This window comes from Microbacterium sp. NPDC057658 (assembly GCF_042799975.1).
Taxonomy (GTDB): Bacteria; Actinomycetota; Actinomycetes; order Actinomycetales; family Microbacteriaceae; genus Microbacterium.
The window spans coordinates 546,204-568,347 of the sequence record NZ_JBHVHT010000002.1 but is presented as its reverse complement, the minus strand read 5'-3'; the positions used below and the strand labels follow the sequence as shown (position 1 = coordinate 568,347).

Annotated in this window: 23 protein-coding genes and 1 tRNA gene; 13 read left to right on the top strand and 11 right to left on the bottom strand. The window is 71.2% G+C overall.

Features of this window, described 5'->3' with window-relative positions; translation table 11 throughout:
• Window positions 1-28 precede the first annotated feature (28 nt).
• The 3 genes from ACFU8V_RS16230 to ACFU8V_RS16220 are packed head-to-tail and all read right to left on the bottom strand — an operon-like array spanning window position 29 to window position 2,996.
• The gene (locus ACFU8V_RS16230; RefSeq protein ID WP_315109079.1) at window positions 29-967 is read right to left on the bottom strand and encodes a type II secretion system F family protein; all 939 of its coding nucleotides are present in this window, start codon (window positions 965-967) and stop codon (window positions 29-31) included.
• Window positions 964-1,821, bottom strand: a complete 858-nt coding sequence (locus ACFU8V_RS16225) for a type II secretion system F family protein (protein WP_085603500.1) — start codon at window positions 1,819-1,821, stop codon at window positions 964-966. The genes ACFU8V_RS16230 and ACFU8V_RS16225 overlap by 4 nt, the downstream gene beginning before the upstream one ends.
• Window positions 1,818-2,996: a CpaF family protein gene (locus ACFU8V_RS16220; protein WP_378872745.1), complete on the bottom strand. Its 1,179-nt coding sequence runs from the start codon at window positions 2,994-2,996 to the stop codon at window positions 1,818-1,820. The genes ACFU8V_RS16225 and ACFU8V_RS16220 overlap by 4 nt, the downstream gene beginning before the upstream one ends.
• Window positions 2,997-3,097: 101 nt before the next feature.
• On the opposite strand from ACFU8V_RS16220, the gene ACFU8V_RS16215 reads away from it, so the two are divergent.
• From ACFU8V_RS16215 to ACFU8V_RS16190, 6 genes are all read left to right on the top strand, one after another.
• Window positions 3,098-3,490: a hypothetical protein gene (locus tag ACFU8V_RS16215; protein ID WP_085603491.1), complete on the top strand. Its 393-nt coding sequence runs from the start codon at window positions 3,098-3,100 to the stop codon at window positions 3,488-3,490.
• A 94-nt stretch (window positions 3,491-3,584) separates the two neighbouring features.
• Window positions 3,585-4,382: a glycosyltransferase family 2 protein gene (locus ACFU8V_RS16210; RefSeq protein ID WP_249520869.1), complete on the top strand. Its 798-nt coding sequence runs from the start codon at window positions 3,585-3,587 to the stop codon at window positions 4,380-4,382.
• Window positions 4,379-5,221 (top strand): endonuclease/exonuclease/phosphatase family protein, encoded by an 843-nt coding sequence (locus ACFU8V_RS16205; protein ID WP_378872741.1) that lies wholly within the window; start codon window positions 4,379-4,381, stop codon window positions 5,219-5,221. Before ACFU8V_RS16210 ends, ACFU8V_RS16205 begins: the two co-directional genes overlap by 4 nt.
• Window positions 5,218-5,799: a hypothetical protein gene (locus tag ACFU8V_RS16200; protein WP_378872739.1), complete on the top strand. Its 582-nt coding sequence runs from the start codon at window positions 5,218-5,220 to the stop codon at window positions 5,797-5,799. The genes ACFU8V_RS16205 and ACFU8V_RS16200 overlap by 4 nt, the downstream gene beginning before the upstream one ends.
• 67 nt (window positions 5,800-5,866) lie before the next feature.
• Window positions 5,867-5,948 (top strand) — tRNA-Leu (locus tag ACFU8V_RS16195).
• Window positions 5,949-6,026: 78 nt separating this feature from the next.
• Window positions 6,027-6,791: a DedA family protein gene (locus ACFU8V_RS16190; protein ID WP_029989973.1), complete on the top strand. Its 765-nt coding sequence runs from the start codon at window positions 6,027-6,029 to the stop codon at window positions 6,789-6,791.
• A 12-nt stretch (window positions 6,792-6,803) separates the two neighbouring features.
• On the opposite strand, the gene ACFU8V_RS16185 is transcribed toward ACFU8V_RS16190, so the two are convergent.
• Window positions 6,804-7,616, bottom strand: a complete 813-nt coding sequence (locus ACFU8V_RS16185; protein ID WP_025105313.1) for a Ku protein — start codon at window positions 7,614-7,616, stop codon at window positions 6,804-6,806.
• A 57-nt stretch (window positions 7,617-7,673) separates the two neighbouring features.
• On the opposite strand from ACFU8V_RS16185, the gene ligD reads away from it, so the two are divergent.
• On the top strand, window positions 7,674-9,653 hold the full coding sequence (ligD, locus tag ACFU8V_RS16180) for a non-homologous end-joining DNA ligase (RefSeq protein WP_378872736.1): 1,980 nt from the start codon (window positions 7,674-7,676) through the stop codon (window positions 9,651-9,653).
• Window positions 9,654-9,665: 12 nt separating this feature from the next.
• Here the strand turns inward: ligD and ACFU8V_RS16175 are convergent, their stop codons facing one another.
• From ACFU8V_RS16175 to murI, 4 genes are all read right to left on the bottom strand, one after another.
• On the bottom strand, window positions 9,666-10,586 hold the full coding sequence (locus ACFU8V_RS16175; RefSeq protein WP_025105315.1) for a cation diffusion facilitator family transporter: 921 nt from the start codon (window positions 10,584-10,586) through the stop codon (window positions 9,666-9,668).
• A gap of 100 nt (window positions 10,587-10,686) precedes the next feature.
• The gene (gene rdgB / locus ACFU8V_RS16170; RefSeq protein WP_378872733.1) at window positions 10,687-11,280 is read right to left on the bottom strand and encodes an RdgB/HAM1 family non-canonical purine NTP pyrophosphatase; all 594 of its coding nucleotides are present in this window, start codon (window positions 11,278-11,280) and stop codon (window positions 10,687-10,689) included.
• 2 nt (window positions 11,281-11,282) lie between these two features.
• Complete coding sequence (gene rph, locus ACFU8V_RS16165) at window positions 11,283-12,020, bottom strand: ribonuclease PH (protein ID WP_025105317.1); 738 nt, start codon at window positions 12,018-12,020, stop codon at window positions 11,283-11,285.
• A 33-nt stretch (window positions 12,021-12,053) separates the two neighbouring features.
• Window positions 12,054-12,890, bottom strand: a complete 837-nt coding sequence (murI, locus tag ACFU8V_RS16160) for a glutamate racemase (RefSeq protein ID WP_126893624.1) — start codon at window positions 12,888-12,890, stop codon at window positions 12,054-12,056.
• Window positions 12,891-12,953: 63 nt separating this feature from the next.
• On the opposite strand from murI, the gene ACFU8V_RS16155 reads away from it, so the two are divergent.
• Entirely contained in the window at window positions 12,954-14,279 is a 1,326-nt protein-coding gene (locus tag ACFU8V_RS16155) for a nicotinate phosphoribosyltransferase (protein WP_378872728.1), read from the top strand.
• Window positions 14,280-14,285: 6 nt separating this feature from the next.
• Here the strand turns inward: ACFU8V_RS16155 and ACFU8V_RS16150 are convergent, their stop codons facing one another.
• From ACFU8V_RS16150 to ACFU8V_RS16140, 3 genes are read right to left on the bottom strand one after another with little or no spacing between them, the layout of a single operon-like run.
• Window positions 14,286-14,552 carry a DUF3039 domain-containing protein gene (locus ACFU8V_RS16150; protein WP_025105320.1) on the bottom strand — a complete coding sequence of 89 codons (267 nt, stop codon included), beginning with the start codon at window positions 14,550-14,552 and terminating at the stop codon, window positions 14,286-14,288.
• Between the two features lie 40 nt (window positions 14,553-14,592).
• Window positions 14,593-16,158: a hypothetical protein gene (locus ACFU8V_RS16145; protein ID WP_126893623.1), complete on the bottom strand. Its 1,566-nt coding sequence runs from the start codon at window positions 16,156-16,158 to the stop codon at window positions 14,593-14,595.
• On the bottom strand, window positions 16,134-17,534 hold the full coding sequence (locus ACFU8V_RS16140) for an ABC transporter ATP-binding protein (RefSeq protein ID WP_378872724.1): 1,401 nt from the start codon (window positions 17,532-17,534) through the stop codon (window positions 16,134-16,136). Before ACFU8V_RS16140 ends, ACFU8V_RS16145 begins: the two co-directional genes overlap by 25 nt.
• On the opposite strand from ACFU8V_RS16140, the gene ACFU8V_RS16135 reads away from it, so the two are divergent.
• From ACFU8V_RS16135 to ACFU8V_RS16115, 5 genes are all read left to right on the top strand, one after another.
• On the top strand, window positions 17,509-18,246 hold the full coding sequence (locus ACFU8V_RS16135; RefSeq protein WP_378872721.1) for a hypothetical protein: 738 nt from the start codon (window positions 17,509-17,511) through the stop codon (window positions 18,244-18,246). The genes ACFU8V_RS16140 and ACFU8V_RS16135 overlap by 26 nt on opposite strands.
• Window positions 18,247-18,434: 188 nt before the next feature.
• Window positions 18,435-19,127, top strand: a complete 693-nt coding sequence (locus tag ACFU8V_RS16130; RefSeq protein ID WP_025105324.1) for an NTP transferase domain-containing protein — start codon at window positions 18,435-18,437, stop codon at window positions 19,125-19,127.
• Window positions 19,128-19,206: 79 nt separating this feature from the next.
• Window positions 19,207-20,196, top strand: a complete 990-nt coding sequence (locus ACFU8V_RS16125) for a hypothetical protein (protein ID WP_315107380.1) — start codon at window positions 19,207-19,209, stop codon at window positions 20,194-20,196.
• A gap of 87 nt (window positions 20,197-20,283) precedes the next feature.
• Complete coding sequence (locus tag ACFU8V_RS16120; protein WP_374209026.1) at window positions 20,284-21,873, top strand: acyl-CoA carboxylase subunit beta; 1,590 nt, start codon at window positions 20,284-20,286, stop codon at window positions 21,871-21,873.
• Window positions 21,870-22,112 carry an acyl-CoA carboxylase subunit epsilon gene (locus ACFU8V_RS16115; RefSeq protein WP_253247416.1) on the top strand — a complete coding sequence of 81 codons (243 nt, stop codon included), beginning with the start codon at window positions 21,870-21,872 and terminating at the stop codon, window positions 22,110-22,112. Before ACFU8V_RS16120 ends, ACFU8V_RS16115 begins: the two co-directional genes overlap by 4 nt.
• Window positions 22,113-22,144: the final 32 nt, after the last annotated feature.

The following is a 22,144-nucleotide window of genomic DNA, read 5'->3' as shown; positions in this document are numbered from 1 at the left end:
AGCCCCCGGGACACCTTCGGCCGACCACTCACCCGATGCCGAGGCGCAGGATGAACAGACCAGGGTAGATTGCGAACACGACGGACAACGGCAGGATGAGGAACACCAACGGCAAGAGCATGAAGATCTCCTTCCGTCCGGCCTGTTCGATGAGCGTGCGCTTGGCCTCCTCCCGCGTGTCGTCGGCCTGCGCGCGGAGGACGGTGGCGAGCGGAGCTCCATGCTCGAGCGCGGCGACGATTTGGTCCACGGCCCGGGTCAGTCCCGGCAGCTCCAGCCGAGCCGCCATGGCGCTCAGCGCGTCGGCGAGCGGCGACCCTGTCCCGACCTCCAGCACCACGCGACGCAGCTCCACGGTGAGCTCCCCGGATCCCACACCGGCCACGCGCTTCACGGCATCGAGGAACCCCTCCCCCGCCGAGAGGCAGAGCGCCAGGAACTCCAGCGTCGTCGGAAGCTCCTCGGTCAGACGCACCTTCCGCGCACGCACCCGCGCCGACAGTCGCATGTCGTACCCCACACCGGCCGCCGCTCCCGCGAGGAGCGGGATCGACCCGACCGGAAGCGACCACCGACCCATCACGACGAGAACGATGACGGCGAGCGCCCCGGCGACGATTCCGCTCACGATCACCGCGAGCTGACGACCGCGGAAGGCGACGGGATCGAGTGTCGACCCCGCCTGCGCGAGCCGCCGTCGGAGAGCATCCGTCCCGCCGAGCAGACGGTCGAGCGCCCGCGCCCCGCGCGCACCGAGGCGGAACCCTCCGGCGGGCAGGGTGCCTGGTCTGGGGAAGGCATCGCGCGGCAACACCTCGTCGTCGACGACGTCCCGCACGTACGGCGCGATCCGCGACGCGAGCGACGCCGCCCGCCACCGCGGGAGGCCCGCCAGAAGCGAGAGGACACCCGCGGCGAATCCCCCGCCGAGCAGCACGGCCACGGCGAGCGCAGAGAGCCCGCTCACCCGAACCACCGACGCGGCTCGGGCAGCCGACCGATCCGGATCATGAGGCGGAACGCGACGACGGACACGACCGCGCCCACGACGATCACGGCGATCCCTTCCGGCGTGCCATAGGCCTTGGCCCCCTCCGGGCGCAGGATCAGGAGGGTGAGGATGACCCACGGCGCCACGGCTCCGAGGACGGCCGCCCCGCGGATCCACGACTGCCGCGCCTCGACCTCGCCGCGGAGCGCCGCGTCGGCACGGACCGACGAGGAGAGCGCCCGCAGCACGCCGATGAGCTCGGTCCCGCCGACCTGCCGCGCCATCCGCAGGGTCTCGATGATCCGGTCCCCGAGAGGATCAGCGAGGACGGCTTTCAGCCGGTCGAGACTGGCGTCGAACCGTCCGCTGCTCCGCAGGTCTCGGGCGAACACGTCGAACGCGGGGCGGAGCGGCGGTGGAGCCGATTCCGCGAGGGTGGCCACCGCATCGGGGAGCGACAGACCGACGCGGATCGCGGCGATCAGCAGGTCGCAGACATCGGGCCAGAGCTGGCGCCGCAGACGCCGCAGCCGCAGACGGCGGCCACGCAGGTAGGCGATCGGCGCCGTGCCTCCGGCCAGCCCGGCGAGGATCGCGAGCGCGGCGCTCCCCGTGACGAGCCAGGCGAGGGAGGCGGCGCCGAGCGCGGCACCGGCGATGCCGATCAGGAGAGAGCGGGTCTGCACCGCCGGGAACCCCGCCTCGCCCGCGAGACGAGCCAGACGACCGCGATGCGGAGCAGTAGCGGAGCGTTCTCCCGCCGGCCACAGCCACGGTGACAGGATCAGGAGCACGCCGGCCGCGAGCGTCGCGCCGAGGAGGATCGTCATGCGAGAGGCTCCGAGCCGACCGGGCCCGATCGGCCGCGGGGGCGCCCGGCTCCGAAGACCGGCGTGCTGAGCACCCGCCCCTCGATCACCTCGCCCGTCGGGGCGACGATCTCCTCGACGTATCGGCGCCCCGCCGCATCGCGCGTGCAGTGCACGACGAGGTCGACGGACGACGCGATCGCCGGGGCGACGAAGCCGCGGTCGATGTTCCGGCCGGCGAGGAGGGGCAGCAGGCACAGCTTGTCGAGCGCCTCCGCGGCGGAGTTGGCGTGGACCGTGCAGGCCCCGGGCACTCCGGTGTTGAGCGCCAGCACGAGGTCGAGTGCTTCCGCATCGCGCACCTCCCCCACCACGAGCCGGTCCGGTCGCATCCGCAGGGCCTCCTTCACCAACCGCCTCAGCGTGATCTCGCCGGTCCCCTCGAGGCTCGGCTGACGCCCCTGCAGCGCGACCACATCGGGGCCGTCCACCGCGAGCTCGAACGTCTCCTCCACCGTGATGATGCGCTGTTCGGCCGCGCAGGCGGCGAGCAGCGCTCCGAGCATCGTCGTCTTGCCCGCATGGGTCGCTCCCGACACGATCACGGATGCGCCCGTCCGCATCGCCTCACCGAGGGCCCGCGCGGCATCGGGAGTCAGTGCGCCCTGCGCCGTGAGAGCGTCGAGTGAGCGGTGCCCGGGAAGGAACTTGCGGATGTTGACCGCCCACGCCCCGCGCACGACATCGGCGATCGCCACGTGCAGCCGCGAACCGTCCGGCAGCGAGGCATCGACGAACGGCTGCCCGATGTCCACCCGCCGCCCCGTCGCCTGCAGCATCCTCTCCACCAGATCCCGAACCGTCGCCCCGTCCCACCGCAGCGCCGTCCGCTCCGCGACCCCACCCCGCGCCGTGTGCACGACCCCGTCGCCGTTGACCCACACCTCCTCGATGCCCGGGTCGTCGAGCAGCGGCTGCAGAGCACCGAAGCCACTCACCGCCGCCAGCACGTCCCGCACGCACGCCGCCTCGTCCTCGACCAGCACGCCGCCCCGCGCGAGCGCCCGATCATCGTGACGCCGCACCTCCGCCCGGGCGACGTCCCGCGCCCGCTCCGGGTCCGTCGCCGGATCCACCCCCTCGGTCCGCAGCCGACGCCTCACGAGGTCGGCGATGATCGACGCGGGCCGCTCCATCCCTGCATCCTCGCAACGATCACCTCCCGGCCCCTTGAGTTATCCACACCCCATGCGCCGCCTTCGAACGGAGGCCGTCCGGCACCCGGTACCGTGCAGGCATGAAGCGGTTCACTGTCTCGTGCGGGCTCCTCGGCGTTCTCGTCCTGTCAGGCTGCACCGGGGGTGCCGATCTCCTGCAGTGCCAGAGCGTGGCCGCCGTCGACACGGAGCTCGAGGCCTTCTTCGCCCAGGACACGGTCGGCGGCGTGCCCAGCCCGGAGCAGACCGAGCGCCTGAAGGAGCTCGCGGACGAGTACGCCGAGCTGGACGTCGACGGCGAGGTGCAGGAGGCAGCGACGGCGGTGAGCGACGACCTGCGCGCGCTCTACGACTACCGCGTCGGCGTCCAGAACGGCGACGACGCGGACCCCGACCGCGAACAGGAACTCCGCCGGACCGCGATCGATACGTTCGTCGAGGGACAAGCGGTCTGCATCGAGAGCTCCTCCTGACGCCGCCGTATCGAGCCGCCCGCCCCGGTGTCAACCGGTACGTCCCCCGTCGTCGCGCTCCTTAGGCTGAGGAGCAGACCTGCGAGGAGACGACGTGCACCGCGCCACACCAGCCGCCCCCGAACCGACCCTGAGCGTGGTCATCCCGGTCAAGGACGACGCGGCGGAACTGCGGCGGTGTCTCCGCGCCCTCGCCCGGCAGACGCTCCCGCCCGACGAGATCATCGTCGTGGACAACGCCTCGACCGATGAGTCGGCCGCCGTGGCCGCCCAGCACGGTGCACGGGTCGTGCGGTGCGACACCCCGGGCATCCCCGCGGCGAGCGCGACCGGGTACGACGCGGCGACGGGCGACGTGATCCTGCGGCTCGACGCGGACGGCGTCCCGGGGCCGCGATGGATCGAGACGATGGCGACCGCGTGCACACGCGACCCGCGGGTCGGCGCCTGGACAGGCGGGGCACATTTCGTGGACGGCCCTCGGTTCCTGCGCCGCCCCCTCGCGGCGGCCTACCTCTTCTCCTACGTCGTCGTCTGCGGCTCTGCCCTCGGCCACGCACCGCTGTTCGGGTCGAACCTCGCACTCCGCCGCACGGCCTGGCTCGCCGTCCGGGCCCGCGTGCACCGCGCCGACGCCGAACTCCACGACGACCTCGACCTCGCCTTCCACGTCGGCGAGCGCCACCGCATCCGCTGGCTCCTGCACACCGACATGGGCATCTCCATGCGCCCGTTCGGCAGCGCCCGCTCTTTCGCCCGCCGGGCCTGGGTCGGTGCCAGGACCGTCCTCGTGCACTGGCCGGAGGACTTCCCTCCCGTGCGCTGGGTGCGGCTCGTGCTGCGCCGGGTACTGCACCGCCTCGGCGTCCCCGCGCCCGGAGCCCGCCGATGACCGCCCCGCTCCTCGGAACACCATCCGCCACCGAGCTGCACGTCATGACCCTCAACATCCGCCGCGACCTCGGTGCACTCGCCTGGCCGCGCGCCGACCGCTGGGAGATCCGACGCCCCCGGCTCACCGCGCTCCTGCGCACCGAGCGGCCGGACCTCCTCGGTGTGCAGGAGGCCCTCCCCGCGCAGGCTGCCGCCGTCTCCGCCGCGCTCGGCCCGTCGTTCCGCCGCGTCGGCCACGGCCGCCTCCCCGGACCCCGCGGCGAGGGCTGTCCCCTCTTCTACGACGCCGACCGGCTGGAGCTGCGCACCTGGCGACAGGTCGCGCTCTCCCGCACCCCTGATCGCCCCGGTTCGCGCTCCTGGCTGAGCGTCGCGCCGCGGGTGGCGGTGGAGGCGTCCTTCCGCGACCGCCGCACGGACGCCCCCGTCACCGTGCTCAACACCCACCTCGACGCCTTCTCGCCGTGGGCGCGGCTCCGTCAGGCGCAGGCGGTGCACGACCTCGCCGCCGCCTCTGCGACACCGGTCATCCTCCTCGCGGACGTCAACGCCGCCGCGGGCTTGGCACCGTGGCGTGCCCTGGAAGCCGACGACGTCCTCCGCGATTCGTGGACGGCCGCTGTGACCCGCCGTACCCCCGCCTGGAGCACGTTCTCCGGCTACCGATCGCCGCGCCGTGGACGCCGCATCGACGGCATCCTCACCTCCCCCACGCTTTCCGTGCGCCGGGTGGGCATCGACGCCCGCCAGTATGGAGGGGGCTGGCCGTCGGATCACCTCCCCGTGCATGCCCTGATCGATCTCGCCCCCGCTGCCGCACCCGAGGAGCCCGCATGAAGGAGGACTTCCTCCGCCCGCCGCAGTCCGTCGCGGAGTACGGCGCCGACGCCGTCCGGGTGATCGGCATCCTCAGCGTCCTCGTCGCGGCGATCTGGTCGACCCCGACCGACGCCGGCATCCTCGCGCTCGCTCTTCCCGCCCTCATGCTCCCCCGCGTCCTCGGGATGCGCGGCGGCATCGACCTCACGATCGGCCTGATCGTGCTCATCGCGGCGGCGAGCAACGTGTTCGACCTGTACCGCACGCTCACCGGGTGGGACCTCGTCGTGCACTTCGTCTGCACAAGCGCCCTCGCCGCCACCGGCTACCTCGTGCTCTCCCGCCTCGGCATCGTCACCGCGCAGGAGTCTCCGGCGTTCCGACCGCGCATCCCGATCGTCCTCTGCACCGTCATCGGGCTCGCGGCCAGCGCCGTGTGGGAGATGATCGAGTGGGCGGGACGCACCTTCATCACCGACGAGATCTTCGTCACCTACGAGGACACCATCGGCGACATGGCCATGGGCGGACTCGGTGCGCTCGCGACGGGAGTCCTCGTCGCGGTCGTCCGGCTGGAGCGTGACCGCCCTGCGTGACGGCGCGGAACTGCGGGACGATCCCCAGGGTCGAACAGCGCGCGGGTCAGTAGACTGAAGCCACCGCGCGGGAGTGGTGGAATTGGCAGACACGCAGGATTTAGGTTCCTGTGCCCCAGGGCGTGTGGGTTCAAGTCCCACCTTCCGCACGACGGGTGCTTCGGCGCCCGCATCGCTCCACCGCCGACACCTCACGACCGACGGGAATCCCGCCAGTGCTCGAAAGCATGCTGCACGCCCCCACCGCGCTCATCCCGTGGCTCGATCCGCAGACGATCATCGGGGCGGCGGGTCCGTGGGCGCTCCTCGTGGTCTGCTTCATCATCTTCGCCGAGACCGGTCTGCTGGTCGGCTTCCTCCTGCCCGGTGACACGCTGCTCATCATCGCGGGCCTGCTGACCCACACGAGCAACGTCTTCGGCGTGAACATCTGGGTCGTCTCGCTGCTCATCGCCCTCTCGGCGTTCATCGGCGGCGAGGTCGGCTACGTCATCGGGCACAAGGGCGGCCCCGCGGTGTTCGAACGCAAAGAATCCGGCCTGTTCAGCAAGAAGAACGTCGAGCGCACCAACGCGTTCTTCGAGCGCTTCGGCGGCCTCACCGTGATCCTCGCGCGCTTCGTTCCGATCGTGCGCACGTTCGCTCCGGTCGCCGCCGGCGTGGGCCACATGCCCTGGCGGCGCTATTCGCTCTACAACTTCATCGGGGCGATGATCTGGGGCTTCGGCCTCACGATGGTCGGCTACCTCATCGCCTACATCCCGTGGGTGCGAGACCTCGTCGTCGAGTACATCGACATCATCCTGCTCATCGCCGTCGGCGGCACGGCGATCGTCACCCTGTGGCACTACCTCACCGAGCGCCACAAGGCGAAGAAGGCCGCGGCCGCGGGCGAAGACGTCGTGACCGACCACGAGGAGGCGGAGGAGCTCGTCCTCGACGCCGACGTGTTCGACCGGGCCCCCGACCTCGACGGCGACGGCAAGCACTGATCCCGTCGCGGGTCAGCCCGCGTTCTTCGAGCGCTTCTCCTTGGAGCGGGCCACGCTCGCGCGCAGCGCCTCCATCAGGTCGATGACCTCGCCGCCGTCCGCCGCCTTCTCGCCGTCGCCGCCGAACGTCTCGGCCACATCGAACGTCTCCCCGGCCTCGATCTTCGCGTCGATGAGGGTGCGGAGCTCCTTCTGGTACTCGTCGACGAACTCCTCGGGATCGAAGTCGGCCGAGTAACTGTCCACGAGCGAAGACGACAGCTCCAGCTCCTTCTTCGAGATCCGCACGTCCTCGTCGAGGGACGGGAACTCCGCCTCGCGGACCTCGTCCGACCACAGGAGCGTCTGGAGCACGAGCACCTTGCCCCGCACGCGCAGGGCGGCGAGCCGCGTCTTCTGGCGCAGCGTGAACCGCACGATCGCGGTGCGGTCGGTCTGCTCCAGAGTCTTGCGCAGCAGCACGTACGCCTTCGGCGACTTCGAGTCGGGCTCCAGGTAGTACGGCTTGTCGAGGGTGAGCGGATCGACCTGTTCCGAGGGCACGAACTCCACCACGTCGATCTCGCGGCTCTTCTCCGCCGGCAGCGCGGCGAGGTCGTCCTTGGTGAGCACGACCGTCTGCCCGTCGTCGACGTACGCGCGGTCGATGTCGGAGTAGGCGACCGTCTCGCCGCACACCTCGCACGTCCGCTGGTAGCGGATACGGCCACCGTCCTTGTCGTGCACCTGATGCAGCGGCACGTCGTGGTCCTCGGTCGCGGAGTACACCTTGACCGGCACGTTCACCAGCCCGAACGTCAGGGCGCCCTTCCAGATCGTCCTCATCACACCAGTAGACACCAGCCCCACCCGTCACGACCACCCCTTGACTACGCTGGCTCCATGGTGGGAGAGGCGCAGGTCGTACAGGTCGACGGCCGACGACTGCGCGTGACCAACCTCGACAAGGTCGTCTATCCGGAGACGGGCACGACCAAGGGCGAGGTCATCGCCTACTACACCGCCATCGCGCCCCTGCTCCTGCCGCTCCTCGACGGCCGCCCGGTCACCCGCAAGCGCTGGGTCGAGGGCGTCGGCACCGCCGCGGCGCCCGAAGACTCCTTCTTCACGAAGCAGCTCGAGCCCGGGGCTCCGGACTGGATCCCGCGGCAGGACATCCAGCACTCCGACGGTCCCAAGGCGTATCCGCTGGTGGAGGACGTGCCCACGCTCGTGTGGCTCGCGCAGGTCGCCGCGATCGAGCTGCACGTGCCGCAGTGGCGCTTCACTCCCGAGGGCCTGCCTGGCCGCCCCGACCGCCTCGTCCTCGACCTCGACCCCGGTCCCGGCGCCGACCTCGCTCAGTGCGCCGAGGTCGCCCGGATCGCCAGGACGCTCCTCACCGGCATGGGCCTCGACCCCCTGCCCGTGACGAGCGGCAGCAAGGGCATCCACCTCTACGCGTCCCTGCCCGGCGAGCAGACCAGCGCCGAGGTCTCCGCCGTGGTCAAAGAACTGGCCCGCATCATCGAGAACGACCACCCGGACCTGGCGACGAGCGTCATGTCCAAGGCCGTGCGCGGGGGCAAGGTGTTCCTCGACTGGAGCCAGAACAACGGCAAGAAGACGACGATCTCCCCGTACTCCCTGCGCGGGCGCGCCCGCCCCGGCGTCGCGGCGCCGCGCACGTGGGAGGAGCTCGACGACCCGGGGCTCGCCCACCTCGAACTGGACGACGTGCTCGCACGCGCGGCTGCGGGATTCGACCCCCTCTCGTCGCTCCGCCCCGACGCTCCGGCACTGCCGGCGAACGCGCCCGCCTCGACCCCGGCTCCCGCGATCCGGGCGGCGGCGCCCGCCCCCACCCGCCGCGGACGGCCCCTCGCAGCGCCCGCGCCGTCACCCGCCGGGGGCACCCTCCCCTCCCTCGCCCCGATGCTCGCCGAGAACGGCACCCCCGCGATCGCTCGAAACCTCAGCACCCCGTCCTGGGTGGAGGTGAAGTGGGACGGCATCCGTGCGATCGGCACCTGGCGCGACGGGCACATGTCGCTGCACGCCCGTCGCGGCACCGACATCACCGCCCGCTACCCCGAGCTGACGGCCGACGGCGCCCCCTTCCTCCCGGTCGACGAGGCGATCGTCGACGGGGAGATCGTCGCCTTCGACAGCGCCGCCCGGCCGAGCTTCTCCCTGCTGCAGAACCGCATGCACCTCACCCGGCCCCGGGAGATCGAGCGTGAGGTGGTGCGCACACCGGTCGTGTACATGCTGTTCGACCTGCTCCGCCTCGACGGCCACGACCTCACTGGGATGCCGCTCCGCGAGCGCCGCACGCTCCTGGGTGACATCGTGGCGGGAGTCGACGCGCCCATCCAGGTCCCACCCGTCTTCGACGACGTGGACGCGGCACTGGCGGCGAGCGAGGAGTTCGGTCTGGAGGGCGTCGTCGTGAAGGATCCGGCGTCGCGGTACCGCGCCGGCCAGCGCTCGCCCTCCTGGCTGAAGCTCAAGAACACCCGCATGCAGGAGGCGGTGATCGTCGGCATCCGCCCGGGAAAGGGCGAGCGGGAGGGCACTCTCGGCTCTCTCCTCCTCGCGGTCCCGGAGGGCGGCGACCTCCGCTACATCGGCCGCGTGGGCACCGGATTCACCGACCGGATCCTTCGCGATCTCATCGCGCGCCTGGAGCCGCTGCGCGTGCCGCGGGCACCGCTCGACGGCGTGCCCCGACCCGATTCCTCCGACGCCCTGTGGGTGCGACCCGAGCTCGTGGGCGAGGTGGAGTTCGCGAACTGGACACCGGACGGCATCCTCCGGCACGCGCGTTGGCGAGGTCTGCGCCCGGACAAGACCGTCGACGAGATCACCGTCGAGGCGTGAGCGGCACGCCGCTCAGGCGTGGTGCGGTTCGCAGTCGCTCTGCTCGGCCGGCTCGATCTGGAACGTGGAGTGCGCGACGTCGAAGTGATCCGCGAGGCACGCCTGCATCTCCGACAACAGGGCCGCCGAACGGCCGTCCGCCAGCAGGTCCGGTCGCACGCTGACGTGCGCGGTGAAGACGGGCGCCCCGCGGGTGAGCTGCCACACGTGCACGTCGTGGACCCCGACGACGCCGTCGTAGCCGAGCAGGTGGGTGCGGATCTCGCCGACGGCCATGCCCTTCGGGGCCGACTCGGCGAGCACGGAGAACACCTCCTTGAGCAGCACGAACGCCCGCGGGATGATCATCGCCGCGATGAACAGCGAGGCGAGCGCGTCGGCCGGCATCCAGCCCGTCACGAGGATCACGCCCGCCGCGATGATGACCATGAGCGAGCCGAGCAGGTCGCCCATCACCTCGAGGTAGGCGCCCCGCACGTTCAGGTTCGTGCGCTGGGCCCGGCTGAGCAGCCACATCGACACCGCGTTGGCGACGAGGCCGACGACCGCGACGACGAGCATCAGCCCACCGGCGACCTCGACCTCGGAGGGGTTCAGCAGCCGCTGCACCCCCTGCACGGCGACGACGGTGGCGAGGGCGATGAGGATGACCGCGTTGATGAGGGCGCCGAACACCTCGGCCCGCTGATAGCCGAACGTCCGCCGGTCGTCCGCGGGCCGCGCCGCCACGGTCGCGGCGATGAGGGCGATCACGAGCGCCGAGGCGTCCGTGAACATGTGCGCGGCGTCCGCGAGCAGCGCGAGCGAGCCCGTGAGGAGGGCTCCGACGACCTGCACGATCATCACGGTCGCCGTGAGGGTCAGCGAGATCGCGAGCAGGCGACGGCTGCTCGCCGAACGGAGACCGCCGGGCGCGGGCGCGTGATCGTGCATGCCCCCAGGCTAGCCCGGCATCGGGTGCGGAGAGGCCGTTTCCGCCTAGTCGGGAACAGTAACGATTCTCACCGTCAGCAGGGGTTCTTCTGCGGGATCCTCAGAGCGCGGCGAGCAGCGGCACGAGCGCCGTGAAGGCGCGGGTGCGATGCGACTGCGACTGCTTCTCCTCCGCCGTGAACTCCCCCACGGTGCGCTCCGCGCCGTCGGGCTGGCCGTCCGGGATGAAGATCGGGTCGTAGCCGAAACCGCCGCCCCCGGAGGCGTCGTGGGCGAGGCGTCCGGGCCAGATCCCCTCGACGACGTGCTCGCGACCGTCCGGGAGGACGAGGGCGATGGTCGAGGTGAAGTGCGCCGAGCGATGCGGGTCGGCGATGTCACGCAGCTGGTCGAGCAGCAGCTCCAGGTTCGCCGTGGCGTCCTTCTTCTGTCCTGCCCAGTACGCCGAGAACACCCCGGGCGACCCGCCGAGCACGTCCACGCAGATGCCGGAGTCGTCGGCGAGCGCCGCGAGGCCGGTGTGCGCGGCGGCCGCTCGCGCCTTGAGGAGCGCGTTCTCCGCGAACGTCACCCCGTCCTCGACCGGCTCGGGACCGTCGTAGGCGACGACCTCCAGGTCGGGCCGCGTCTGCTGCACGATCTGCTGGAACTCCGCCACCTTGTGCGGGTTGTGGGTCGCGAGGACGACGCGCATGCTCAGGCTCCCGCCAGAGCGGCGAGCTGCCGGTCCTTCAGCTCCGCGCAGCCGGCGACCCCGAGGTCGAGGAGCGCGTCGAGCTCGCGCTTGTCGAACGGCGCTCCCTCGGCCGTGCCCTGCACCTCGACGAACAGGCCGCGGCCGGTCACGACGACGTTCATGTCGGTCTCGGCCCGCACGTCCTCGACGTAGGCGAGGTCGAGCATCGGCTCCCCGTCGACGATGCCGACCGACACCGCGGAGACCGAGTCGAGCAGCGGCGTCGAGTTCTTGCCGATGAACTTCTTGTCCCGGCCCCATTCGATCGCGTCCGCCAGGGCGACGTAGGCGCCGGTGATCGCCGCCGTGCGGGTGCCGCCGTCGGCCTGGAGCACATCGCAGTCGATGACGATGGTGTTCTCGCCCAGCGCCTTGGTGTCGACGACGGCGCGGAGAGCGCGTCCGATGAGGCGGGAGATCTCGTGCGTGCGGCCGCCGATGCGCCCCTTCACGCTCTCCCGGTCGTTGCGGCTGTTCGTCGCGCGCGGGAGCATCGCGTACTCCGCCGTAACCCAGCCCTTGCCCTTGCCGGTGAGCCACCGGGGCACGCCGTTCGTGAACGAGGCGGTGCACAGCACCTTCGTCCCGCCGAAGCTGATGAGAGCCGAGCCTTCGGCCTGCGCGCTCCAGCCGCGCTCGATGGTGATCTCGCGGAGCTGCGAGGTGGAACGGCCGTCGGCGCGGACGATGTCGGTCATGTGCTTCTCTCGGTCGGGGATGGAGCGACGGGCTCAGCGCGCGTCGAGGGCGGAATCGGGAAGCGTGATGACGCCGGTCTGGACGAGCTGCACATCGCGCACCTCACGGCCCATGAGCCGGTTCGCGAGCGCCGTGAAGTCATCGGCGGAGGCGCCCGTGGCTTCGTAGACGTAGGTCGCGGTGGCGTCGGGCGGCGCCAGCAAATCGCCGCGCACGAGCTGGCGGTACACGTCGCCCGCGGTCTCGTCGTCGCTGGAGACCAGGGTCACGCCCTCCCCCATGACGTAGCTGATGGCACCACGGAGGAACGGGTAGTGCGTGCAGCCGAGGACGAGCGTGTCCACGTCGGCCTCCCGCAGCGGCGCGAGGTACTCCTCGGCCACGGCGAGCACCTCGGGGGTCCCGGTCACGCCGGCCTCGACGAACTCGACGAACCGGGGGCAGGCCGCCGTGAACACCTGCAGGCGCTCGTTAACCTCGAGCATGTCCTGGTACGCCCGGGAGCCGATGGTCCCGACCGTGCCGATCACACCGACGCGGCCGTTCCGCGTCGTCGAGACCGCCCGCCGGACGGCCGGACCGATCACCTCGACGACGGGCACGTCGTAGCGCTCGCGCGCATCGCGCAGCATGGCCGCGGAGGCGGTGTTGCAGGCGATCACGAGCATCTTCACGCCCTGGTCGACCAGCGTGTCCAACACCTCGAGCGCGTAGCGGCGCACGTCGGCGATGGGCTTGGGGCCGTACGGCGAGTGCGCGGTGTCGCCGATGTAGACGAACGATTCGCGGGGCAGCTGGGCCCGGATGGCCCTGGCCACCGTGAGCCCGCCGACACCGGAGTCGAAGATCCCGATCGGCGCGTCGTTCATGACCCCCAAGCCTACCCGCGTGCGCGGCGCCGCGTGCATCGCGGCGCTCACTAAGCTGAGCGCATGACCACGTCGACGGCGCTGCTCACCGACCGTTACGAGCTCACGATGCTCGCCGCCTCGCTCCGGGACGGCACCGCGTCCCGACCGAGCGTCTTCGAGCTCTTCTCCCGGCGTCTCTCCGGCGGACGCCGTTTCGGCGTCGTGGCCGGCACCGGGCGGCTGCTCGGGTTGCTCCGCGACTTCCGCTTCGGGGACGACGAGCTGCGCTTCCTCCGCGACGAGCACGTCGTCGACGCCGAGACCCTCGCCTCCCTGGAGCGCTACCGCTTCACCGGGACCATCCGCGGCTACCGCGAGGGCGAGCTCTACTTCCCCGGGTCGCCCATCCTCACGGTCGAGGGTTCGTTCGCGGACGCGGTGGTCCTGGAGACGCTGGCGCTGAGCGTGCTCAACCACGACTCCGCCGTCGCCACGGCCGCCGCGCGCATGAGCATCGCCGCCGGGGAGCGGCCGCTCGCCGAGATGGGCTCGCGCCGCGCGGCGGAGCGCTCCGCCGTGGCCGCGGCGCGGGCGGCCTACATCGCCGGCTTCGGCGCCACGAGCAACCTCGAGGCCGGTCGCTCCTGGGGCATCCCGACCATGGGCACCGCCGCCCACTCGTGGACCCTGCTGCATGACAGCGAGGAGGACGCCTTCCGCGCGCAGGTCGAGAGCATGGGCGTGGACACCACGCTCCTCGTGGACACCTATGACATCCGCACCGGCGTCGAGACCGCGATCCGGGTGGCCGGGACCGGGCTGGGGGGCGTCCGCATCGACTCCGGCGACCTCCCGATCGTCGCCGCAGAGGTGCGCGCACAGCTCGACGAGCTCGGCGCCACCGAGACCCGCATCACGGTCACGAGCGATCTCGACGAGTACGCGATCGCCGCTCTCGCCGCGTCGCCCGTGGACGCGTACGGCGTGGGCACGTCCGTCGTGACGGGTTCCGGATATCCCACCGCGAGCATGGTCTACAAGCTCGTGGCCCGGCAGGATGCCGACGGCTCGTGGATCGGGGTCGCCAAGGCATCCGCCGACAAGGCCTCGTTCGGCGGCCGCAAGGCGGCGTTCCGCACGCTCAGCGACGGAGTCGCCGCGTCGGAGACGGTCGTCGTCTCCGACGGGTTCGAAGCGCTCGACACGCCTGCCGAGCACCCCGACGGGCGCCCGCTCCAGGTGACCCTCGTCGACGGCGGGGAGATCGACAGCGCCTTCGAGGGTGCTGCGGGGACCGCCGCCGCCCGCGCACACCACCTGCGCGTCCGCGAAGAGCTGCCGGTGCGCGCGCTCGCGCTCAGCAAGTCCGACCCCGCGATCCCGACGGTCTACGTCGAGGCCGACTGACCGGGGTCAGCGGACCATCGACTCGTAGATCTCCTTGCACGTCGGGCAGATCGGGAACTTCTCGGGGTCGCGGCCCGGCGTCCACTTCTTGCCGCAGAGGGCGCGGACGGGCTTGCCCGTGATCGCCGACTCGAGGATCTTGTCCTTCTTGACGTAGTGCGAGAAGCGCTCGTGGTCGCCCGGTTCGATGTTCTCCTCGCGGAGGAGTTCTTCCAGTTCGCGATCAAGCGTTGCCACGCCGCCCTGATCGGGGCTGTCCAGCGGAGTACTCATCCCGCGATTCTAGCCGCGTCTCCCCCTCGGCGGGGCGGTCTCACGCGGTCTCGACGAACTCCATCAGACGTTCGCCGCTGCGCTCGAAGATGCGGCCGCCGAGCACGGCTCCCCCGAGGAACACCGCGATCCCGGTGAGGATGCCGACCCAGAACGCCGCGGGCGCGTAGCCGGAATCGGCGACGATGCTCGCCGCGAACAGCCACATCGTCGGCACACTCAGCATGATCGCGCCGAGGAACGCCGCCGCAGGCCCGTACACGCCGCGGGACGTCGGCCGCTGCGGCTGCTGGAACGGGCTGTCCCCCGGGCGGGAGACCGCGTAGGGCGCGACCACGGACACCACGCTCGAGATCCCGAGGGCGCTGAAAAGCAGACTCGCTCCGAGACCGACGAGCGGCAGGAGGAGGCTCCACCGACCGGCGAGGAGCAGCGAGAGCGGCACCGCGATCGCCAGCACGGGGACGGCGACGAGCAGCACCGGCACGAGGCGCCCGAGACGGTCGGGAAGACCGCGGACGCCGCTCGCGACGTGGGTCCACAGGGCCGTGGAATCATAGGCGACGTCGTTGTGGGGCAGCCAGCCGAAGAACAGGGCCATGACGGGCACGGGCACGAGGGCGGCGATCTCGACCGGCACACCCGCGACGATGAGGGGGAACACGGTGAGCACGCCGGCCACCGGCACCACGATGATGTTCATGATGTACCGGCGGTCGCGCAGCCAGTACACGAGGCTCCGCGCCGCGATGGCGCCGAAGGCGTTCGAGGGCAGGAGACCGAACCAGCCGAGTCCGCTCCGTTCCCGTGCCGCCACCGGACGCTCGGTCGTGGTGAGCAGGCGACGCACGAACCAGGTCCAGGCGAGCCACAGCAGGGCCAGGGTGACGACGGCCACGAGGCCGCTGACCCAGGCCGCGGCCGTCTCCCCTTCCGCCGCCGCGAACATCGCCGCCGGGGAGGCGGCGAGCGGGGTGAAGCCGATCACGGAGGTCAGGGTCGCCAGCGATGCCGGCACCTCGCCGTCCCAGCGGAGGGAGCCGAGGAACACGGCGACGGGGAACGCGATGACGATCAGGGCGAGGGCGAACAACGCGGTCAGCTCCCGGGAGCGGCGCTCCGGAAGCAGGAGCGCGTTGAGCGCCATCCCCACCCGCGAGAGGAGGATGGTCGACAGCAGCCCCATCAGCGCCAGGAGGACGGCCTGGAGCCACGGCGCGCCGGCCCTGATCGCGACGACGGTCACGCTGATGTAGACCGCGAGGAGTGCGAGGCTCGGGACGCTGACGAGCGACGCGATCGCGAGCACCCAGGGCATCTTCCGCTCGTCGACGCCGAACACCGCGAAGCGCCGCGGATCGAGCTGGTCGACGGCCCCCACGAGCAGCGGCCCCACGAGGAAGCCGAGCAGGACGGCCGCCCCGCCGAGCACCGTCACCGCCTTGGATACCGGGACGGGGGCGCCGCCGAGGCTGAACACCGCCACGCACACCACCACGGTGACCGCGATCACCGCGCCGAAGGAGAGCAGGGTGCGCACCCGGTGTTCCCCGCGCAGAGCGCCCAGGAGGAGCGCGAACCTCAGTCGGAGAACGTGTGCAGCCACTCGAGCCCCTCCACCTCGCCGCTGGAGCCCGCGAGCTCCACGAATCGGGACTCGAGCGTCTGGCCCGCGCGCACCTCGTCGATCGTGCCCTCGGCGAGCACCTCGCCGTTCACGATGATCGCCACCCGGGAGCACACGCGCTCCACGAGGTCCATGCCGTGGCTCGACAGGATCACCGTGCCACCGTGCGACACGTACGCCCGCAGGATGTCGAGGATCACGGCGGACGACACGGGGTCGACGGACTCGAACGGCTCGTCGAGGACGAGCACGCGGGGCGAGTGGATCATCGCGCCCGCGAGCATGATCTTCTTCGTCATGCCGGCCGAGTAATCGGACACCACCCGGTTCAGGGCGTCGCCGAGGTCGAAGGCCCTGGCGAGGTCGCCGGTGCGCTTCTCGATGACGTCGGCGGCGAGCCCGCGGAGCAGTCCGTAGTAATAGAGCAGCTGACGCCCGGTGAGGCGGTCGAAGGTGCGCAGCCGGTCGGGCAGCACGCCCATCACGCGCTTCGCAGCGAGCGGGTCGGTCGCCTGGTCGATGCCGCAGATGAGGACGCTGCCCTCGTCGGCGCGCAGGAGGCCGGCGACGATCGACAGGGTCGTGGTCTTGCCGGCGCCGTTCGGCCCCACGATGCCGTAGAAGGAGGCCGCGGGCACCGTGAGGTCGATGCCGTCGACCGCGCGGTTCTCGCCGAACTGCTTCACGAGGCCGCGGATGCGGATGGCCTCGGTGCCGGGCTCCGCCGCCGCGTCGTCATCGGCTTCCGCCGGCGGCTCCTCGGCGATCACCGCGTCGACCACCTCGACGATCTCGACCTCCGCGACGCGGCCGTCTTCGGCCGCGGGCTCCGTCGTCACCGGCAGAGCGGTGTCGGATACCTCGACGGCGGGCTCCGTGGCACGGTCCTCGGTGACCGCGGGGTCCTCGACGAGCGTCGCAGCTTCGGCGGTTCCGTCGTCCGACGCCGTCTCGGCTGAGGCGGTGTCGATGGCCTCTGCGGACGCGGTCGGCGACGACACGGCGCCGGAGTCCTCCGGCTGCGTCTCCGCAGCGACCTGTGCTTCCGCAGCCTCTGTTTCCGCTGCCTCTGTTTCCGCCGCCTCTGCTTCCGCAGCACCTGCTTCCGCCGCCTCTGCTTCCGCGGCTTTCGCGGCAGCCGCCTTGGCCGCGGCCGCCTTCGCCGCCGCGGTCTTGGCGGCGGTGGTCTTGGCCGTCGTCTTGGCCGCCGATGCCTTCGCGGCGGCCGTCTTCGCCGCCGCGGCCTTGGCCGCAGCCGTCTTGGCGGCCGTCGTCCTGGCGGCAGCCGTGCTCGGCTTCGTGGTCGTCGCGGACGGACGCTTCGAGCCGGTGGTGCGCGCCGCGGTGTTCTTCATCGCGGCCGTTCGGGCTGCGGAGGCCGTGCGCGCAGCGGCGGGATCCACGCTCGCTGCGGGCGTGGGCTCCACCACGACCTCGGACGAGGGGGCCGCCTTCTCGGCCGCGGCCTTGGTCGGCGCGGCGACCGGCTTCTTCGCCGCGGGAGACTTCGCCGCGGGAGACTTCGCCGCGGGTGCCTTCGCCGCCGCGGACGACTTCGCCGCGGACGACTTCGTCGTGGAGGACTTCGTCGTGGAGGACTTCGTCGTGGTGGTCTTCGCCGAAGCGGCCTTCGCACCCGCGGTCTTGCCTGAGGTCGACGTCGCACCGGTGGTCTTCGTCGCCGGGGACTTCGCCGCCGTGGCCTTCGCAGCGGTGGACGTCGAGGCCGCGGTCTTCGCGCTCGTCGTCTTCGCGTTCGTGGTCTTCGCCGCAGGGGTCTTCGCCGCAGGGGTCTTCGCCGCAGGGGTCTTCGCCGCGGTCTTCTTCTTCGCCGTCGACGCGTCCGCGGCGGACGTGCCGGCGGTCGAGGTCGCGGCTACCTTCTTCGCGGCGGCAGAGGACGAGGCAGGCCTCTTGGCGGCCGGCTTCCGAACGGGCGCGGGGGCCTCGGCCGGAGTCTCGGCTCCCTCTGCCTGGGGGGTGGGGTCATCAGGGGAGGAAGTCACCGTCCTACGGTATCAACGGGTGGCTGAGAGCCAAGGCCCCACGCGCGATTCCGCCACCTGAACCCGTTGTCCGCCGGTTTTGCAAGGGGGTTGTCGTCCCTGTGCGTTGCGTGTGTACTCGGTCACGAAATGGCAACGGGGCCCACCTGGCCCCGGGCTTTCCAGGGGGAATCGCTACCATGATTCCCGGCACGACGAAGTGTCTGGTCGGTGAACCGGCCGTGAACACAACTTCCTTTAGGAGTATTCGTGACTCTTCAGACCGTCATCCTCGCCGCGGGCATGGGCTCCCGCCTCGGCCGCGCGCTGCCCAAGCCGCTCACCGAGCTCAGCGACGGCCGCACGATCATGGGCCAGCAGCACGACAACATCCGCGCCGCCTTCGGCTCCGACGCCCGCATCACCACGGTGGTGGGCTACCGCGCGGAGACGATCATCGAGGCCTTCCCCTCCGTGAACTACGTCCACAACGACCGCTACGACGAGACGAACACCTCGAAGAGCCTCCTGCGCGCCCTGGGCGCCACCGGCAGGAGCGGTGTGCTGTGGATGAACGGCGATGTCGTCTTCGACCCGATGATCCTCGGCCGCGCCGCCGCGTACATCGAGCGCGACCAGTCGTTCGTCACCGTCAACACCGCCAAGGTCAGCGACGAAGAGGTGAAGTACACCGTCACCGCGGAGGGCTTCATCAAGGAGCTGTCGAAGTCCGTCAAGGGCGGCCTCGGCGAGGCGGTCGGCATCAACTACATCTCCTCCGGCTTCAAGAAGGCGTTCATGCGCCAGCTGCAGCGGGTCGAGGATCAGGACTACTTCGAGCGCGGTCTCGAGCTGGCGATCGCCGAGGACGGCCTGCTGCTCGAGCCGATGGACGTCTCCGACCTGTACGCGGTCGAGGTCGACTTCGCGGAAGACCTGGAGCGCGCGAACCTCTTCGTGTGACGCTCCCCTCCGAGAGCCCCGTTCCGCCACGGACCGGGGCTCTCGGTGTTTTCGCGGTCGCGCTTCATAGGATCGGCACATGGCCCCCAAGGTGCACAAGATCCACTCCCTGCCGGACGACGCCCCGTGGGACAAGGGCGTGCCCCCGGTCGGCTCCCCCGAGCACCCGATGATGGTCCGCGGGCTCGATCGGGTGCTCTCGATCCAGCGCCCGCTGGTCCTCGCCCACATCCGCAGCATCCGGCTGCGCAACCCGCACGCGACCCCCGACGAGATCATCCGGATCCTGGAGCGCCGCTATCTCGCAGCCGTCACGACGGGCGGGGCCGCGGTGGGGGCGACCGCCGTGGTCCCCGGTATCGGCACGGGCATCACGCTCGCCCTCTCCGGCGTCGAGACCGTTGGGTTCGTGGAATCCACCGCCCTCTTCGCGCAGTCGGTCGCCGAGGTGCACGGCATCGCCGTCGGCAACCCCGACCGCGCACGCGCTCTCGTCATGACCCTCATGCTCGGCAAGGAGGGCGTCGACCTCGTCGGACAGCTCGCCCGGCAGGTCACCGGTCGCGGCAGCAGCCGATCGGCGTACTGGGGCGAGCTGGTGACGAAGTCGCTCCCCCGCGCCGCCGTGGGACCGCTCGTGGACCAGCTCAAGGGGATGTTCGTGAAGCAGTTCGCGGCCAAGGGCGGGGCATCGTTCCTCGGCAAGGCGATGCCGTTCGGCATCGGCGCGGCGATCGGCGGCGCGGGCAACCACATCCTCGGACGCCGGGTCCTCACCACCTCGCACCGGGCCTTCGGAGCCGCACCGCTCACCCTCCCCGCGGAGCTGGAGCCCGTGCCCGGCGCCGAGAAGGTCGAGCTGCGGATGCTGCGTGGAGCGCGCTACGCCGGCAACGCGGTCGCGGGAGCCGCGGGCACCGTGGCGCGCGGCGCGGGATGGGTCGGGCACCGGGTCGGCGAGATCGCCGGTCGCCGACGCGAGCACCCCACGGAAGAGCTCGACGCCGGTCCCGCCGAGGGCGATCACGGGTTGCCGCCGCGACCGGGTTCCGACACGACCGCGGGGTGAGCGAGCGCGCACCTCGCCAAAGGATCCGCCGCCCCGTTGTGCCGATCATCCAACGGACGGCGCAGAGCCGACGCTAGGGTGGAATCCGTGACGGACAAGCCCGACCCCTTTACCACCGCCGGAAAGATCGCGGACCTGCGCGCTCGCTACACCGAGGCCGTCGTCGACGCCGAGGCCAAGGCGAAGGAGAAGCAGCACGCCAAGGGCAAGATGACCGCCCGCGAGCGCATCGAACTCCTCGTCGATCCCGGCAGCTTCGTCGAGTTCGACGAGTACGTGCGGCACCGCACGACCGCGTTCGGCATGGATCGCTCGCGTCCGTACGGCGACTCCGTGGTGACCGGCGTCGGCACCATCCACGGCCGCACGGTCGCCGTGTACTCGCAGGACTTCTCCACCTTCGGCGGGTCGCTGGGCGAGGTCGCCGGCGAGAAGATCGTCAAGATCATGGAGTTCGCCCTGGCGGGCGGCATGCCCTGCATCGGCATCCTCGACTCGGGCGGCGCGCGGATCCAGGAGGGCGTCGTCGCCCTCGGCAAGTACGGCGAGATCTTCCGCCTCAACACCCGCGCCTCGGGCGTGATCCCGCAGATCTCGATCATCATGGGCCCGGCGGCCGGCGGCGCGGTCTACTCCCCCGCCCTCACCGACTTCGTCATCATGGTCGACAAGACCAGCCAGATGTTCGTCACCGGACCCGACGTGATCAAGACCGTCACCGGCGAGGACGTCGGCATGGAGGAGCTCGGCGGCGCCTACACGCACAACACCCGCTCCGGTGTCGCGCACTACCTGGCCGAGGACGAGGACGACGCGATCGACTACGCCCGCACGCTCCTCGGCTTCCTGCCGGACAACAACATGGCGGAGCTGCCCTCCTACGAGAGCGCGTTCGAGTTCGAGACCACCGACGCGGACCGCACGCTCAACACGCTCATCCCGGACTCCCCGAACCAGCCGTACGACATCCACACCGTGATCGAGCACGTCGTGGACGACGGCGACTTCCTCGAGGTGCAGCCGCTGTTCGCGCCGAACATCGTCATCGGCTTCGGACGCATCGAGGGCCGCTCGGTCGGCATCATCGCCAACCAGCCGTCCCAGATGGCGGGAACGCTCAACATCGAGGCCGGCGAGAAGGCGAGCCGGTTCGTGCGCTTCTGCGACGCGTTCTCGGTCCCCATCGTGACCCTCGTCGACGTCCCCGGCTACCTCCCGGGCACCGACCAGGAGTGGACCGGCGTCATCCGCCGCGGCGCCAAGCTCCTCTACGCGTACGCGGAGGCCACCGTGCCGCTCGTGACCGTCATCCTCCGCAAGGCCTACGGCGGCGCGTACATCGTCATGGGGTCGAAGCAGCTCGGCGCCGACGTGAACCTCGCCTGGCCGACCGCCGAGATCGCCGTGATGGGCGGACAGGGCGCCGTCAACATCCTCTACCGCGGGGAGATCCGCAAGGCGGAGGAAGCGGGCGAAGACGTGGCGGCGGTCCGCACGCGCCTCGCGAACGAGTACACGTACAACGTGGCCTCGCCCTTCCTCGCGGCCGAGCGCGGCGAGCTCGACGGGATCATCGAGCCGGCGAACACGCGGGTGGCCATCGCGAAGGCTCTCCGGGCGTTGCGGGGCAAGCGTGCCGAGCTGCCCCCGAAGAAGCACGGGAACATCCCGCTGTGAGCGGCCAGGAACCCGCCGTCGACGGGGCGGCGCCTGCGCCCGTGATGCTGGAGGTCACCCGCGGCACCGCGAACGAGGAGGAGCTCGCTGCCCTCATCGCGGTTCTGGGGGACGCCTATGCGAACGAGCAGGCGGAGGCGACGGTCGAGGAGCCGCGGGTCTCCGCGTGGACCCGCACCCAGCGTCCGCTGCGCCGGCCCCTGCGCCGGGACATCCCCTGGGGACGTTTCGCCGGCTGAGTTCCGGCCCGGATCTTGTCCCCCAAAATACC